Source organism: Agarivorans sp. D1326, from assembly GCF_056958115.1.
The window spans coordinates 626,685-642,014 of the sequence record NZ_JBTWEN010000001.1 but is presented as its reverse complement, the minus strand read 5'-3'; the positions used below and the strand labels follow the sequence as shown (position 1 = coordinate 642,014).

At 44.2% G+C, this 15,330-nt stretch carries 13 protein-coding genes; 11 read left to right on the top strand and 2 right to left on the bottom strand.

Annotation, left to right across the window (positions count from 1 at the left end; all coding sequences use genetic code 11):
• Position 1 precedes the first annotated feature (1 nt).
• The 10 genes from ACYFDN_RS02885 to ACYFDN_RS02840 all read left to right on the top strand — a co-directional run bounded on the left by ACYFDN_RS02885 (position 2) and on the right by ACYFDN_RS02840 (position 10,755).
• On the top strand, positions 2–577 hold the full coding sequence (locus ACYFDN_RS02885) for a polysaccharide biosynthesis/export family protein (protein WP_338625259.1): 576 nt from the start codon (positions 2–4) through the stop codon (positions 575–577).
• A gap of 74 nt (positions 578–651) precedes the next feature.
• A complete protein-coding gene (locus tag ACYFDN_RS02880; protein WP_338625261.1) occupies positions 652–2,871 on the top strand; it encodes a GumC family protein in 2,220 nt (739 codons plus the stop codon).
• A complete protein-coding gene (locus ACYFDN_RS02875; protein WP_483509941.1) occupies positions 2,868–4,103 on the top strand; it encodes a hypothetical protein in 1,236 nt (411 codons plus the stop codon). Before ACYFDN_RS02880 ends, ACYFDN_RS02875 begins: the two co-directional genes overlap by 4 nt.
• Positions 4,090–5,148, top strand: a complete 1,059-nt coding sequence (locus ACYFDN_RS02870) for a hypothetical protein (RefSeq protein WP_483509940.1) — start codon at positions 4,090–4,092, stop codon at positions 5,146–5,148. Before ACYFDN_RS02875 ends, ACYFDN_RS02870 begins: the two co-directional genes overlap by 14 nt.
• Positions 5,141–6,355 carry a polysaccharide pyruvyl transferase family protein gene (locus ACYFDN_RS02865; RefSeq protein ID WP_483509939.1) on the top strand — a complete coding sequence of 405 codons (1,215 nt, stop codon included), beginning with the start codon at positions 5,141–5,143 and terminating at the stop codon, positions 6,353–6,355. Before ACYFDN_RS02870 ends, ACYFDN_RS02865 begins: the two co-directional genes overlap by 8 nt.
• Positions 6,352–7,419 (top strand): glycosyltransferase family 4 protein, encoded by a 1,068-nt coding sequence (locus ACYFDN_RS02860; RefSeq protein WP_016402151.1) that lies wholly within the window; start codon positions 6,352–6,354, stop codon positions 7,417–7,419. Before ACYFDN_RS02865 ends, ACYFDN_RS02860 begins: the two co-directional genes overlap by 4 nt.
• Positions 7,420–7,451: 32 nt before the next feature.
• Positions 7,452–8,159 (top strand): hypothetical protein, encoded by a 708-nt coding sequence (locus ACYFDN_RS02855; protein WP_483509938.1) that lies wholly within the window; start codon positions 7,452–7,454, stop codon positions 8,157–8,159.
• A complete protein-coding gene (locus ACYFDN_RS02850; RefSeq protein WP_338625272.1) occupies positions 8,137–8,568 on the top strand; it encodes a VanZ family protein in 432 nt (143 codons plus the stop codon). The genes ACYFDN_RS02855 and ACYFDN_RS02850 overlap by 23 nt, the downstream gene beginning before the upstream one ends.
• Positions 8,558–9,280 (top strand): tyrosine-protein phosphatase, encoded by a 723-nt coding sequence (locus ACYFDN_RS02845; protein WP_483509937.1) that lies wholly within the window; start codon positions 8,558–8,560, stop codon positions 9,278–9,280. The genes ACYFDN_RS02850 and ACYFDN_RS02845 overlap by 11 nt, the downstream gene beginning before the upstream one ends.
• Before the next feature lie 65 nt (positions 9,281–9,345).
• Positions 9,346–10,755 (top strand): O-antigen ligase family protein, encoded by a 1,410-nt coding sequence (locus tag ACYFDN_RS02840; RefSeq protein ID WP_483509936.1) that lies wholly within the window; start codon positions 9,346–9,348, stop codon positions 10,753–10,755.
• Here ACYFDN_RS02840 and ACYFDN_RS02835 read toward each other — a convergent pair.
• Together ACYFDN_RS02835 and hutW are read right to left on the bottom strand one after the other, a co-directional pair.
• Positions 10,752–11,822: an acyltransferase family protein gene (locus tag ACYFDN_RS02835; protein ID WP_483509935.1), complete on the bottom strand. Its 1,071-nt coding sequence runs from the start codon at positions 11,820–11,822 to the stop codon at positions 10,752–10,754. The two genes, ACYFDN_RS02840 and ACYFDN_RS02835, sit on opposite strands and share 4 nt — an antisense overlap.
• A gap of 78 nt (positions 11,823–11,900) precedes the next feature.
• Positions 11,901–13,265 carry a heme anaerobic degradation radical SAM methyltransferase ChuW/HutW gene (gene hutW, locus ACYFDN_RS02830; protein WP_483509934.1) on the bottom strand — a complete coding sequence of 455 codons (1,365 nt, stop codon included), beginning with the start codon at positions 13,263–13,265 and terminating at the stop codon, positions 11,901–11,903.
• Between the two features lie 227 nt (positions 13,266–13,492).
• Between hutW and ushA the strand changes: the two genes are divergently transcribed.
• Positions 13,493–15,151: a bifunctional UDP-sugar hydrolase/5'-nucleotidase UshA gene (ushA, locus tag ACYFDN_RS02825; protein WP_483509933.1), complete on the top strand. Its 1,659-nt coding sequence runs from the start codon at positions 13,493–13,495 to the stop codon at positions 15,149–15,151.
• Positions 15,152–15,330 lie beyond the last annotated feature (179 nt).

Below are 15,330 nucleotides of genomic sequence, written 5' to 3'. Positions count from 1 at the left end.
GATGAATAGGGATGGTTCTCTCTTGGCTAGATTGTGTAACACCAAACACGCCTGGTATTTGCTAATAACGGTGTTGATGTGGGGCGGATTTAGCGCTGCTTCTCTGGCCAATGACCTAGAGCAAAGCTACCGCTTAGGCGCAGGTGACCGCATCCAAATAGTGGTATACGGCGAGAGCGATTTGTCGATGGAGTTGCTAGTGACCAATAGTGGCAAAATCGACTATCCCTACTTGGGGCGAATTCCAGTTAATAACCTTACTGCCCAGCAACTTAGAGATAACATTGAGCAGGGTTTGCGCGGTGATTACCTGATTAACCCTAAGGTAGCGGTAAACATTATTGGCTACCGACAGATCTTTATTAACGGTGAGGTAGAACACCCTGGTGGTTACGCTTACCAACCCGGTCTCACGGTTGAAAAAGCGATAGCCTTAGCGGGTGGTTTTACAGAGCGAGCGTCGAAAACAAATATCAATATTACTCCCGGAAATGGCACTAATGACTTAGTGAAAGCTGCGTTAAAGCACCGCATCGCTCCGGGAGACATTATTGTGGTTAAGGCCAGTTTCTTTTAAGGCCTAGCTTCTTTTACGGCAAGGGTGCCAACAGTAATACTCCGTAAGTTTGCTAACAGGGAAGTGTTTAGTTAATGACAACAACAGTGAATAATGCAGCTCTAATGCGCAACGGCAATAATGCAGATGATGAGTTTATTAACATCATGCAATATTTGTCGATTTTGAAGTCGCGATGGCTGATGATTTTGGGTTTTACATTTATCAGTGTTTTGCTGGCCATATTGTTGGTTTTTGCGATTAAGCCAACCTATCAGGCAACCGCAGTATTACTGATTGAAGCTGAGCAGCGTAAAGCGGTGTCGATTGATGATGTGATTGGCATTGACACTTCCAAGCAAGAGTATTACCTCACGCAGTTCGAATTACTTAAATCACGAAGCATTGCTCAACGAGTGATTGACGAATTTCAGCTCTATGACAACCCTGAGTTTAACGGCGCAAACGATGGTAAGGGCTTTAATGCCGCTGGCCTTAAAAGTTTGTTGCGCTCGGTGCCACTTATACAAAGCTTTATGCCTGAAGAAGAGCTTCCAGATTTAGAACAGCAGCAAGAAATTGCGCGTCAAAAAGTAATGAAAACCTTCCAGCGCAATCTACACATTAATCCGGTTAAAAAGACCCAGTTAGTAAATATTAGTTTTGACTCTAGGGATCCTAAACTAGCCGCCAAAATTGCCAACGCGGTAGGGGAGACTTACATCAACTCTAACCGTGAAAGTCGCATTATTGCTAATCAAGAAGCCACCAACTGGTTGGCTGACCGAATCGGTGTATTACAAGCTGCGGTGATAGAATCACAGAGCCGTTTGAGTGACTTTTTGCAGCGTGAGCAGTTAGTCGATGTAAGCGGTATTGACAGTTTAGCTAGCTCAGAGCTAGGCAACTTAAGCCGCCGTTTAGCCGATGCACAAGATCGCCGCACCGCTTCGGAGTCTATTTACTACTTACTACAAGATAATAAAAATACCGCTATCTCAGAGCTTTCTTCGGTAACGGCAATCTCTAATCATCCGCAGTTACGTGATGTGCGTTTGGCACAAATTGAAGCAGAGCGATTGGTTTCTGAGCTTAGTAAACGCTATGGGCCTAAACACGACAAGATGATCCGTGCTCAAGCTCAGTTGGCTTCGGTGAAAGAACGCTCTGAAGTGCTGCTTAGAGTACTCGCTTCTGGTGTTGAAAAAGAGTTGCGTAGTGCACGCGCTCAAGAAAACGCGATCCGCACCGAGATGGAAAACAAAAAGGCCGAGTTTCAAGATATTGCGCTTAAGCGGGCAACTTACGATGCCTTGAAGCGTGAAGTTGACAGTAACCAAAACCTCTATGATTTGTTTGTTACTCGCCAAAAAGAAACCAATGCTACTAGTGACTTTCAAGCCGCAGTAGCGCGCTTTGCCGATAGGGCTGTTACGCCATTATTTCCCGCTAAACCAAAGAAAGGCATCATTATTGTGCTGGCTGCCGCTTTTGGTTTGGCTGTTGCCATAGTGCTGGCGCTGCTTAGTCAATCACTTAACAACACCATTGAAAGCGCCAGCGGCATTGAAGACAAGCTTCGTCTTACTCCGCTTGGGGTTATTCCTTTGGTTAAACGCTCTCGTTTTAATAAGGATAATTTGCCGCTAGAGCAGTTCTTTGATGAGAAACAGCTCAACTTTAGTGAAGCTGTACGCAGCATTCGCACTTCTGTAATGCTGAACATGATGAGCCAACAGCGTAAGCTTTTGTCGGTGACCTCTTCGGTGCCTAATGAAGGTAAAACCACTACTGCCTTAAACTTAGCTATCGCGATGGCTGGTATGGAAAAAACCCTGTTAATTGATGGTGATTTACGTAAACCCTCTATGGGTGAACGCTTTAATCTTAACCGTGCTCACCCAGGCTTAAGTAACTTGTTAGTGATGGATGCAGAGTTAGATGATTGCGTGGTTCATCACGAGCGCTCTGGCCTTGATTTATTGCCCGCGGGAATGCAAACCGCTAATCCTCAAGAGCTATTGGCGGGTTCCAAATTTAAAGCGCTTATCGAAGAGCTCAGCGAGCATTACGACAAAATTATTATCGATACCCCGCCAATTGCGGCAGTAAGTGATGCCTTGATCATTGGTCAAATCACCAAATCAAGCATTGTGGTGGTAAATGCTGGGCGCACCAAGGTGAATCAAATTGAACATACCTTGCAGCAGATGATCAATCACAAAGTAGTGGTAGATGGGGTTATCTTGAACCGAGTAAATGCCAAAAACGAAACACGTTATGGTTACTACCGTGAATACGGAGTAAGCGCATGAGTGGGCTAAAGCGCATAGAGTCTTTAGTTAAGCGCTTTGGCAGCATTACCCTGCTGCGAGCTTTTAGTGCGACCGGCTTAATTTTGTTTTCGTCGGTAATCACTTGGCTTTATGGCATGGACAGCTTTGGTCAGGTTTCCTTTGCTATTTCAATTGCTAACTTAATTTTGGTGATTGGCCGTTACGGATCTGAGTATTCATTTTTTGGCCGCTATTTCGACTTATCAAGCCAAGGCGAAACTGATAAAGCGGCGCGAGTGTTGTTTGAAAAATGCCGCTTGTCACTGATTTTAAGTTTAAGCCTGGCCATTGTGGTCGTGCCCTTAAGCTTTAGTAGCATCGAGATAATCGTATTTTGTTTTTTGTATATTGTTGGCTTTGCGATTATTCAAATGGTGTCTCTATCTCACCGAGTGATCAAAGAGTTTTACCGATCTTATTTATTTGAAGCGGGTGTGTTTTTTGTCTTCAGCTCGCTGATTTTCTTGTTGTTGGCCTTGTCGGGCTTTACTAACGATGTATTTGTGGTGTTAAGCGCATGTTTACTCGCTTATTTTTGTTTATTTAGCCTGTTTGGTAATAAAAAGTTGCTGCAGGGTTTTAAGCTATCGGATGAAAGCGAAGGCATAAAACTTAGCCAGAGTTTAAAACAAGACTCTAAGTTTTTAGCTTTTACTTTGAGTGAATACGTATTGTTTTGGGGCATCATCTTAATTAGTGGTTATTCCCTTAGCGAATACGATACCGGCGTTATTGCATGGGGTGGGCGGATCTTCCAGTTGTTTGTATTTATCTTGGCTATTCGCAACAGCGTGCAAGTACCGGAGATTTTAGCCTCAAACGATATCAAGCAAAGCTATCTCAAAGTCCGTAAAGATGGCGTGCCCTTAAGTGTGGCTGGTTTGATTGTTTCTTCACTGGCCGTTGTTGTGGTGTATGTTATTGCAGACTTAGATTCTAAAACCTTGGTAATTTGGTCGCTGTTTGCTTTAGCGGCCTGCGTTCGTTTGTATTTTGGTCCGGTTTACCACATTTTTGTGAAATTCTCGGCCGACAAGCAGGTATATACCAACTGTGTGCTAACGGTGTTGGTTTGTGTGCTTTGCTCCGGCCTTGCTTTGTCTTTATCAACTGGCGCTCTTGGTTTAGCAGCGTGTTACCTAGTTACTTGGCTAGTCTCTCTAATTTATGCCGATAGTCAGTCTTTAGGTGGACACTATGGTCGAGTTTAAACGCACTAAACTCGGTGTTTGCTACCTACTGTTTTGGTCGCTGATGCTGTTATTGCTGATGACCGTTGGTAAAGATTTTTTGCCCTGGAAATGGGGCTACGATGCAATGAAGATAGAAGGGCGCTTTGTATTTTTTGAACTAGACGGCTCCTTCCTAGCCACCCGTGAATTGCTCTATTTTTTAGGACGTGAAAGCGCAGTGCTGAGCACGGCTACCATTGGTTTTTTGTGGCTTCTGGTTATTTCCAAATATGTGGTAACCCTTAAAGATTTATTGGTAGTGAGCTTGTTTACCCTGCCTAGTATGTTGCTCAATGTTATTTGGCCAGCCAAAGAAACTATAGTAATGGCGCTTTGTCTGCTGGTGTTTTACTCCACTTATTTTAGCCGTAAAGCCTTTATCTTTAGTGTTGTGGTGCTTTACGTGAGTTACGCGCTGCAGGTTCGTTCCTACTATTTTCTTATTCTAGGGGTATTTCTCGCTGGCTATGTCATGCAGTATTTTAGCGATAAAGGCTTTCCTATGCGTAATAGCCTTAATCGAACTGCGTTTAAGCTCGCAAGCTTTAAACCCGCTTGGTATTTTCTTGCCTTTTTTGTTTGCTTAGCCTTTTTGTTACCTGATGCCTTTTATCAAATGTCCCAAGGCCAGCGAGATATTTCCAATAACTACGCCAAGTTAGAGGGGAGTTTTAACGTAACTGCTTTCGACAATTTAGTGGATGTAGCACGTGGCTTGCCCTTTATTATTAATTTTGGCTGGGCCATGTTGCAGCTGAGTTTGCCGCTGATTTTTGCCCAAGGACTTAATCAATTGTTACTGCTGTTGTTTAGTGTCGGCGTTTTGATGATTTGTGGAAAAATGATTAAGCGTAAACAGGGAGACTTGTTACTTACCTTGTTTTGCTCTCACATGTTTGTACTGCTGCTATTTGAGCCCGATCAGGGAAGTTACTTTAGGCATATTTTATCGGCAGCTATTTATTTACTCCCCGCTTATTCACTTATTTTTGGTAGTTCTCGACAAGGAGTCTTAGATGACTAAAAAGGACACCCATTACCTTATTGCTGCAGTTCCTTATAGTGATAATTTTGGTGATGCATTAATTCATAATTCGCTGGCATGGAAGCTAGAAAATTATGATATCTCCAGTGAGGCCCTAGATATTGCCGGAAGGCATAACTTTGAGCGCAGTGCTCAGCAAAATGCAATTAAAGACAAGATCTTGAAGAGCCGTTTTGAATGGGTACGCCAGCTATTCATCCCTCTCAATAGTATGCTGGTGGCTGTTAAGAACTACCGTAATTGGATGAGTAAAGTGAAGGCCGCGGATGTGGTGTTGATGGGCGGCGGTAACCTTATTAGCGATGTTTATCTTAACTTCCCGCTTAAACTTTATTTTCTATCACTGTTTTGCTACTTCGCTAATACTGACTACGCGGTAGTGTATGTTGGGGTAGCTAAGCGGATGTCTAGGCCAGGGCGCTGGCTGTTCAAGCGATTGTTTGCGGCTAAGCAGTGTTTGTATATTTCGGTACGCGATGCTGCCAGTAAAGACAATATTGCTTACTTGTTTGGCGCGCAGATTGCCGACAAAGTGGTGGTGAGCATAGACCCCGCTGTGAATCTGAACCTTAGTTACAGTGAAGCGCCACACTCCGATCTTAGTAAACAAGCATACGCCGCCATTAACATTGTGAATCCGGTGGTATTAATGGTTAATTCTGACAACGATGTGAGTTTTAACGAGCAGGACTACCAGCAATGGATCAGCCGGTGTGTGGCTAAGGTTAAGGCTGCTGGTTTGTTACCGGTGCTTTATACCAATGGTGCCCAAGAAGACCAGCAATATATGCAAGACATTGCCAGCAGTTTGCCCGATGCAAAGGTAGTAAGCGTAGAGCAAGTTGATGATTTGGTTAAAGTAGTTAGTCAAGCGCAGTGTGTATTTGCTACTAGGCTTCACTCGGCAATTAGTGCCTTTTCTTTTTCGGTACCGTTTACCGTAATGAGTTGGGACAGCAAAGTGAGTGCCTTTGTTGAAGCGGTCAAACTACCCACTTCAATGTTGTTTGATTTTAGCCGCGAAGGCATGCAGCAACACAGCGAAACCATTCAATTAGCCGACATGTCCGAGCTGCAGCAACAAGTTATTCAAGCTCGTCACAAGGTAGTAAATGCTTGGGATGTAGAGTTTAGAGATATGCTGCAACGCTTAGAGCAGTATCAAGCGGAGAGCCAGTTATCATGAAGATATTACATGTAACCGAAACCTTGGTAGGCGGCGTAGAAACTTACTTAAACACCATTATCCCTTACCAGGCAGAGTGCTACGGCACTGACAATATTTTGGTGTTAGCGCCGCAGCAACACGTAGCGGAAGACGCGCCCTTAAAGGCCTATTATCGCTGCTTTGATCGGCCAAGCCGCAGCCTAGGTTCGTGTGCAAGTTTAGCTAAGTTGTTTAAGCAAGCGGTTATCGATTTTGACCCCGACGTGATTCATATCCACAGTACTTTTGCTGGTGTGGTTTGCCGCATACCGGGCCTAATTACCAAACGTAGTCAGCGGAAGGTGGTGTATTGTTCCCATGGCTGGTGCTTTGATGGTTACAGCGGCATTAAAGCGAAGGTGTTCTCACAAATCGAAAAGGTATTGGCTTACCGAGTCAGCTCGGTGATTAATATTTCTCATCATGATTTTGAAAGTGCTCGCCAGCAAAAGATTCCTGAGCATAAAATGGTGGTGTTTGAGAATGCTTTAGATGATTTGGAACAAGACATACAGCGAAGCGAAAACCAAGGCATGTTAAAGCTATTGTTTGTAGGGCGTTTAGACAAACAAAAAGGCGTAGATTTGCTAATCGAAGCCATTCGCCAAGTAGATAGCGAAGTAGAGCTGCACATTGCTGGCGCGAGTGTTGTGTCGAAACAACAGCTTAATGTTTCCGATTGTCGAGTGATTCAACATGGTTGGTGTAGCCAAGAGCAACTTCGTGAGCTTTATGCCAGTGTTGATGCGCTGGTTGTGCCTTCGCGTTGGGAAGGTTTTGGTTTGGTGGTGATAGAAGCGTTCCGCCAAGGTTTGCCGGTTGTTGTGAGTGACGCAGGTGCTTTGCCAAGTTTAGTTGCCGAGGGAAGCACCGGCTACGTGTTTGAAAATAGTAACAGCAATGCACTTGCCAAAGTTATTGGCCAACTCGATAGAACAACGCTTAGCGCGATGTCTCAACAATGTCGTGAAGTATTTGTAAGCCGCTTTGAGGCTAAACGTTTAAATACCCAATTAACCGATCTATATGCAGCGGCCGATTAGCCCATGTATAAATGTGCGGGAGGGCATCATTGATGAGCCAAGTTAAGCATAAGTTGTTTTTATTTGGGCTATTAGGCACCGCTCTATGGGTGGCTGTTGTTGCAGTGCAATATGGTCTAGCCAATGCAAACAGCTATGCGGTTGGCGCTTGGCATCAACGTTGGCAGAAAGATCTTAATCAGCAACTCACACAAACTAACTTAGATGTAGCCGAACACGTCACTCGTGACATGCTCGCTTGGCAAGCCAATCACCCTCATTATCAGGTATTGGCTGCCAAACAAGTAGAATGGAGTAACTTCTACAGCTTAGTTATTAGCCCCGATACTGCGAATAAGTCCCTGTTAAAAAAGCAGAACTTGCTTAAAGCTCAACAGTTCTATTTACGTTCCGCTGAGCTTAGGCCAACTTGGCCAAATACCTATGTTGATTTAGCTAAAAACGCTCTTTATCGCCAAGCCAGTAGCCAAGAGGCGATGGCGTATTTAGAGCTTGCCGCAAAGGTGGGTGAGAACGCGCCCGTTACTTTATTTGCCTATGTAGAGATTGGTTTAAGTTTGTGGCCCGAGCTAAGTATCGAGCAGCGTACAACGGTGGCTAAAGCCTTACTTAAAATTGAACAGCACACCTTTATGCATAAAGGTTTAAGCCAAGCAATGAAGCAACCGCAGTTTAAACAACGCGCCTGTGCTTTGTATTTGTTAGCCGGGATAGATTATGTCGCTTGTGCCAATACCTAAACAGCGATATTGGCGTATTGCTTGCTGCATCGTTGCGCTGTTGCTATTGCTAGCGAGTAGCTTAAAGAGCCTAGGCAACAATCGTGTGTTTTTTGTTGAGTTAGAAATTTTGTTGGGTGGCGATAGCGTGGTGCACTTTAGTGCTGCATTTATTGTTAGCACCTTGGTAATGATGGCGGTGAGTGACAAGTTGTACCGCTTAAAGCTAGTTAAGTTGCCATTGGTATTTGTAATGTTGTGCTTAGTGTTTGCGGTAGATGAAGGGCTGCAGTTGTTTTCTGCCCATCGACAGTTTTCCTGGGGCGACTTAGGCTTTAATTATGCAGGGTTAATTTGCGCAGGCGCTCTAGTTTGGCGCTTGCGACGACCACATGTATGGCAAGTAGCAGGAGAAGAAAATGTTCATTGATTTGCATTGTCATATATTGCCGGGGATTGATGATGGCGCACAGAACCTAAAGCAAGCCATTGCAATGGTAGAGATGGCAATAGCCAGCGGAACCAAAGTGATGGTGGCTACGCCACATATGCATCCAGGAATTTACAACAATAATCCAGCCACCATTGAAGCTGCTTATAACACGCTTAAGCATGCTATTACTCAGCGCGAACTAGACATCGAGCTTCGCAGTGCAGCTGAGGTGCATTTATGCCCAGAGGTGATGCTGTGGGCTCAAAAAGGTTTGCTGCCTTTTATTGGTGAGTATAAACATAAGTCTTTGTTGTTACTTGAGTTACCACATGGCAGTGTCCCTCAGGGAACAACCAGTTTAGTGCGCTGGCTACACAGCAACAATATTCAAGTCATGATTGCTCATCCAGAGCGTAACCATGGTATTTGGAAGAATCCTTACCAGCTATCTCAGTTACTCAAATTAGGGTGTTTGTTTCAAGTGACCGCTGGTTCTTTTTTAGGGCTCTTTCGCCAACAAGCACAGAACATAGCAGAGAGTTTACTTAAGGCAGATTCAATTCATATTGTGGCTAGTGATGCCCATGACTTGGAAAAGCGTACCCCCGATTTACGTGAAGCCTTTGAACAGATAAGCCTACTAAGCAGTGAGCAGCACGCAAAACGTTTGCTATGGGATAACCCAGCGCAAATGCTAGGCAAACACTAACAAGCAGCAATTTAATCACTAGATTTTTCCGGGCTTTGCCCAGAGATGACAAGGAAGCGCCGACTATGCGAGTATCGACGGGAAGATTAGAAGCGATAATCTTTGCCAGCTTTATCTTTTTACTAGTTTGGTTACCCATCCCTTTAGGCAGTAATCGCCCTTGGGCATGGTCAATAATGGAATTGATCATTGCCTTACAAAGTATTGGCTTGGCTTACTGTTTTAGAGCAAAAATCCCTTGGCAGTATCTGCGTCCTGGCTGGTGGTTATTAGCAGCGTTGGCAATATTTCAATTTTTTACTTTGCTGCAATTAGTGCCTTTACCTGCCGGTTTACTGGCTTGGCTTGCACCGCAAAATGCTGAGTTGCGCGCCGTTGCCAGTTTATCTGGTGACGCCGTCAATGGCTTCGCACCGCTTTCGTTAGATCCGGAGCAAAGTAAAATTAGCTTATTGAAAGGTGTGAGTTATTTGTTGCTGGCAGTGAATACCTTGTTGCTGGTGAACCGCCCAGAACGTATTCGTGCAGTGTTAATCGCCATTGTGGTAAGTGGTACTTTTCAAGCCTTTTATGGGGCGATGCTGTTATTGACGAATGTTGAGCAAAGCCCAGTATTTGGCACCGATATTGGCCCGGTGGCGACAGGCTCTTACATCTATAAAAACCACTTTGCTAATTACTTGTTACTTAGCTTAATGATGGGCTTAGCACTGATTGTCGCCGACTTAAAACTAACCGGCGCAGAGACTTGGCAGGCTCGTCTCTCTGGTTTGCTGGAAGCTGCCCTAAGCCCCAAAATGCTGGTGCGCATGTGCATGATTATTATGGTTATTGGCTTGGTTATGTCGCGTTCACGCATGGGCAATAGTGCGTTTTTTGCAACCACTGTTATTGGCGGAATATTGGCGTTACTGCTTTATAAGCAGCGGCCAAAAAGCCTTACCATATTAATGGTGAGTATACTTATTATCGACATGTTGATTGTGAGTTCACTGTTTGGCTTAAGTAAGGTAAGAGAGCGTTTGAGCTCTACGGTATTGGTAGACGAAGGGCGTATTTATATCTTTGATTGGGCGCTGAATATGCTCAAAGATTTCCCTGTTTGGGGCAGTGGTGCTGGCAGTTTTTATTCGGTGTTTCAAGCCTATTTACCTCAGCCTATCAGTGCTTTTTTCGACCATACCCATAACGACTATTTGCAGTTCGCCATTGAGTCGGGCTTGCCTGTTACTTTGCTTTTAGGAGCAGCGGTTTTATGGGTAGCCTATCGCTGCTTACGTACCTTGCGAAAACGTAACGACCCCTTAATGAAAGGAACGGCCTTAGGTTGCTTTATGGCCATTACCGCCATGCTAATACACATTAGTGTTGATTTTAACTTGCAAGCGCCCGCTAACGCAGCCACGTTTGTGGTGGTGTTAAGCCTCGCTCTAATTGCCAGCAAAATGCCTAAACAAGGCTATCAAGTGGTTTAGCTAGCGGCTTTATATTGACCGCTGGCTTTATCGCGAATTGACTTGCGTAAGCGCTCAACGGGTAGGTCGATACATTTGATAACCAATAGCGAAAGCACTACCAGTATTAGGCCTACCAGCAGCAAGGCCGCTGAACTGAAGTGTTGTTTAAATTTACTTACTTCGCCTAACAGCAGCACACTTGCGATGATGCTCGCTTGGTAATGAAGTAGGTAAATAGGGTAAGAAAAGTCGCCAATAAACTTATCGAAGCCAGAAGATATTTTGTTATGTAGGCTATGCCCCAAGGCTAAACTCAAAACTAGCATCGCACTAATTAGCATATTTGTATAAAACAGTATCTCCGCGGTAATTAAGTGCAAACCTTGATTAATTTGCCATGCGGTAAAACCAGAAATAGTGACCATAACCAGCAGTATTAATGCTGGTTTTTTTAGTATAACTTGCCAGCTAATCGGCACTTTATTTTGCTGTACGACAAAGTAGATAATGGCCCCAATGGAAAATGGCAGTGAGCCTGCTGGAATGGAAAAGTAACGGGCATGCCAGTATAGGTCGCCAATGTAGCTAGCAACAACATACAGCACAGATAAGGCTAACCAAACAAGGCAGCGTTGTAATGTTTTAGATATGCCCAAGCAAATGGCGCAATAGAAGAATACTTCTACGGTAAGTGCCCATGCCGCTGGAGATAAACGTGGCGTAATAGAGTGGGGTAGCCAACTTGGGTAAACCATGGTGAAGTTACCCAACAAGCTGGCGGCATTGCTCGGTATCGCAATGGTTGAAAAGCCTGCTATAGGAAAGTAGCGATTAAAGACCAGCAGCAAAAGCAAACTTAACAGGCAAGCAAACCAATACCCCGGATAAAGGCGTAAAAATCGATTAAGGGCAAATCGCTTCTTGCCTGAAGCTTGATAACCGTAACGCTGCTGCATTACATAGGTCATCAAATATCCACTAAGAATGTAGAAGCCAAACACTGCAAAGCGACCGAAGTCGCTAAGCCAAAACAAGTGCCCAAATACTACCATTAATGCCCACAGTGTCCTTACCGTGCCAAACATATTGCTACTCGTAAAATGTTAGAACAAACAGTTTGGCAGCTTAAATGGTTAATAACAAGCTACTAACAAATTAATAGTTTACTGGCCGTTAGATAAAGGGTACATCTGCAAATACTGGGTCAAGGCATTGGCTAAATTCACCGACCAAAATTGCCCCGCCATGGTTAATGCGGCTTGTTGGCCAGTTAAACTGACTAAACCATTTGTTTGCCAAGCTTTAAACAAGGGGTGGCAATGTTCAAAGAGCGTTCTTCCGTGGGGAAGTTTATCTGCATCAATCAGCCCCTGATCACAAGCACTGGTGATTGCTGCTTTTAGCTGGGCATTGTTAGCCGGCAAACTTAGCTGCTCAAAAGCCCAGTTATTTTCTGTTATGCCTGCGCGCCAAGTATCTATATCTCGAGTTTGCATTAAGGCATAACCGTTGATGTTGCCACCGGCTCCTGCGCCAATCGGCAAAATTTCGGCTCCCTGTTTGGCTAAGGAGTTATAGCGGCTCTGCTCTTGTTCTCCATTTGCCCAATGGCAATAACTAAGCTGTCGAAAAGCGTTTTGGGCGAAGAACTGATGCCCTTGTTGGTACATTAACGCTTTGTCGCTAGTGCTCAATGGAACGGCTTCACGGCCCGCATCAATATTGCGTTGTAAGCCGCTGCTACCAAAGGTAAGTAATTGATATAAATCTACTCCGTGCACGCCTGTATCTAATACATCTTGTAAGTCTTGCTGCCAGTTCTCTGGTGTTTGGTGGGGGAGGCCATAGATAAGGTCTATCGCAATGGTTGCGCGATTACTGGCTGTTAGTTGGTTTAAGCGCTCTACAATGTAGTCTCGCTTATCAAGGCGTTTAGCAGCACGGCGAACTTTGGAGTTAAAGCTTTGTACACCAAAAGAAAAACGATTGAAACCACCGTCAAGTGCTGCCTCAAACTTGTTATCGTCAAAGCGATTTAATCTGCCCTCTAGGGTTACTTCACAGCTGTCGCTTAAGGGAAAATAACGATGAATAAGCTGCCCAAGCTGGTTAAGTTGCTCTGGGCTTAAATCAGTGGGTGTTCCACCACCTACATATACCGCATCAAAGCTTCTTGCTTGTGTCCAAGGGTAGCGAGATTTAGCAATCAGCTCTTTCTCCAACAGCGTAAAATAATCATCTATCATTTGTTGATTGCTGGCGTATTGGAAGAAGTTACAAAAGGTGCAGCGAACTCGACAAAACGGGATGTGAATGTAAATAGCGCGAGGTAATTGACTCGCTTTGCTTTGGCTTAATTGCTTGCTTAGCATCTGGTGTGCTTGCTCGCCATTTAAAGACTCACGCTTACCATGGTTTGCATGAGCGCCAGTTTTTTTGGTGAAGGCAAATTGTAATGGAGAAGGGCTTGCTTGGCCGGTTAATGCTTCGGGCAATTGCTGTGGTGGTGCGAGATCAATGGTAGACATGCTGTACTCAAATAACTATTTAACCTTAAAGTAAATCATTATCATTTGCGTTTGTTTGATCTAAGCCAAGTTTACGTTTCTCATCTTTTAAATGTTTGTTATCAACACCTTTGGCTAAGATGCAAAATAAGGCCACTAATTAGGCATTTTAATGCTGGTTGTTATGCTTGTAAGTGATTGTTATTGAACTATGATTAGCCTACTAACCATCGAATCAAGGAAGAAAGATGAAGCCTTTCATTTATCGCGTATTTATTCCCTCTGTGTTGGCTGGCTTACTCGCAGCCTGTAGCTCTAGCCCTGAGCAAACTTGGCAAGTCGATCAAAGCTATAAAATCACCGTACTACATACTAACGATCATCATGGCCGCTTTTGGCACAACAAGTATGGTGAGTATGGCTTAGCAGCGCGGAAGACCTTAATTGATAGTATTCGAGAGGAAGTGGCCGCCGAAGGGGGCAGTGTATTGTTGTTATCCGGAGGTGACATTAACACCGGTGTGCCTGAGTCAGATTTATTAGACGCCGAGCCAGATTTCAAAGGCATGAATATGTTGGGTTACGATGCCATGGCGATAGGTAATCACGAGTTTGATAACAGCCTAGAGGTGTTAGCCAAGCAGCAACAGTGGGCCAATTTCCCTTTCTTATCCGCCAACATCTATTCAAAATCCACTGGAGAACGTAAGTTTCAAGGCTATCAAATGTTTGACTTACAAGGCGTGAAAGTGGCAGTGATAGGTTTCACTACCGAAGATACCTATAAACTGGTACTGCCAGATACTGTTGCGGATTTAGCCTTTGAAGATCCCAAAGTAGAAGCTAAAAAAGTGATTGCCGAGATTAACCAGCAGCACCAACCCGACCTAGTGTTTGCGGTTACTCATATGGGCCACTATGCCAATGCTAAACATGGCGTTAATGCGCCGGGAGATGTAAGTTTAGCGCGTTCACTTAATGAAGGTGAGTTAGATTTAATTGTAGGTGGCCACTCGCAAGAGCCGGTGTGTATGGAAGGCCCTAACATGTACACCCAAACCTTTAAGCCAGGTGATGAATGTAAACCCGATCAACAAAATGGCACTTGGATCGTCCAAGCCTATGAATGGGGTAAATATGTAGGGCGCGCCGATTACACCTTTAAAAATGGCGAATTTACTTTAGACAGCTACAAACTCATCCCAGTTAACTTAAAGAAAAAAATCAAAGTAGACGGCAAAAAACAGCGGGTGTTTGTGCAAGAGGAAATTGCCCACAACCCCGAAGTACTGGCTTTGTTAACCCCTTACCAAGAACAAGGCCAAGCGCAGCTTAATGTTAAGATTGCTGAACTAAGCGGCCGCTTAGTGGGTGACCGTGACAAAGTACGTTTTGGCCAAACCAATTTAGGCCGATTAATTGCGTCTGCCCATAAAGAACGCGTAAATGCTGATTTTGCAGTAATGAACTCTGGTGGTGTTCGAGCCTCTATTGAGGCAGGTGATATCAGCTATAAAGATGTGCTTACCGTACAGCCTTTTTCTAACACCATTACCTATGTAGATATGGATGGTGCAGAAGTGATGGAGTACTTATCGGTAGTTGCGGCTATGCCTGTGGATACCGGTGCTTACGCGCAATTTGCTGGCATTAGCATGAAAGTAATTGATGGCAAGGTGAGCGAAGTAGTAATTGCAGGCAAACCTTTAGATGAAGCCAGCATCTACCGTTTCACTGTTCCAAACTTTAATGCTACTGGCGGTGATGGTTATCCTAAAATCACAGACCATAACGGCTTTGTGGACACTGGCTTTGTAGATGCCGAAGTGCTTAAGGCTTACTTAGAGCAGCAAAGCCCTGTTAATGCCGCTGATTATGATGATAAAGGTGAGATTAGCTACCAGTAGTTACACGATATAAAAAAGCCTCTTTATGGGGCTTTTTTATTGGCTTTATTTGAGGATTAGTTGTTAGCTACACCCTTGATATACCCTCAATTAAATATTTGGTTTTGGTGGCTGTTATTCACTAAATGTTGATTGCGAAATTGTATTAGCTCGCTATCTTTTAGTTTATGTTCATTAAG

Bases quoted from the DNA above. Each gene is read 5' to 3' on its own strand.
- ACYFDN_RS02885 (WP_338625259.1), top strand. From the start codon at position 2: ATGAATAGGGATGGTTCTCTCTTGGCTAGATTGTGTAACACCAAACAC.
- ACYFDN_RS02880 (WP_338625261.1), top strand. From the start codon at position 652: ATGACAACAACAGTGAATAATGCAGCTCTAATGCGCAACGGCAATAAT.
- ACYFDN_RS02875 (WP_483509941.1), top strand. From the start codon at position 2,868: ATGAGTGGGCTAAAGCGCATAGAGTCTTTAGTTAAGCGCTTTGGCAGC.
- ACYFDN_RS02870 (WP_483509940.1), top strand. From the start codon at position 4,090: ATGGTCGAGTTTAAACGCACTAAACTCGGTGTTTGCTACCTACTGTTT.
- ACYFDN_RS02865 (WP_483509939.1), top strand. From the start codon at position 5,141: ATGACTAAAAAGGACACCCATTACCTTATTGCTGCAGTTCCTTATAGT.
- ACYFDN_RS02860 (WP_016402151.1), top strand. From the start codon at position 6,352: ATGAAGATATTACATGTAACCGAAACCTTGGTAGGCGGCGTAGAAACT.
- ACYFDN_RS02855 (WP_483509938.1), top strand. From the start codon at position 7,452: ATGAGCCAAGTTAAGCATAAGTTGTTTTTATTTGGGCTATTAGGCACC.
- ACYFDN_RS02850 (WP_338625272.1), top strand. From the start codon at position 8,137: ATGTCGCTTGTGCCAATACCTAAACAGCGATATTGGCGTATTGCTTGC.
- ACYFDN_RS02845 (WP_483509937.1), top strand. From the start codon at position 8,558: ATGTTCATTGATTTGCATTGTCATATATTGCCGGGGATTGATGATGGC.
- ACYFDN_RS02840 (WP_483509936.1), top strand. From the start codon at position 9,346: ATGCGAGTATCGACGGGAAGATTAGAAGCGATAATCTTTGCCAGCTTT.
- ACYFDN_RS02835 (WP_483509935.1), bottom strand. From the start codon at position 11,822: ATGTTTGGCACGGTAAGGACACTGTGGGCATTAATGGTAGTATTTGGG.
- hutW (WP_483509934.1), bottom strand. From the start codon at position 13,265: ATGTCTACCATTGATCTCGCACCACCACAGCAATTGCCCGAAGCATTA.
- ushA (WP_483509933.1), top strand. From the start codon at position 13,493: ATGAAGCCTTTCATTTATCGCGTATTTATTCCCTCTGTGTTGGCTGGC.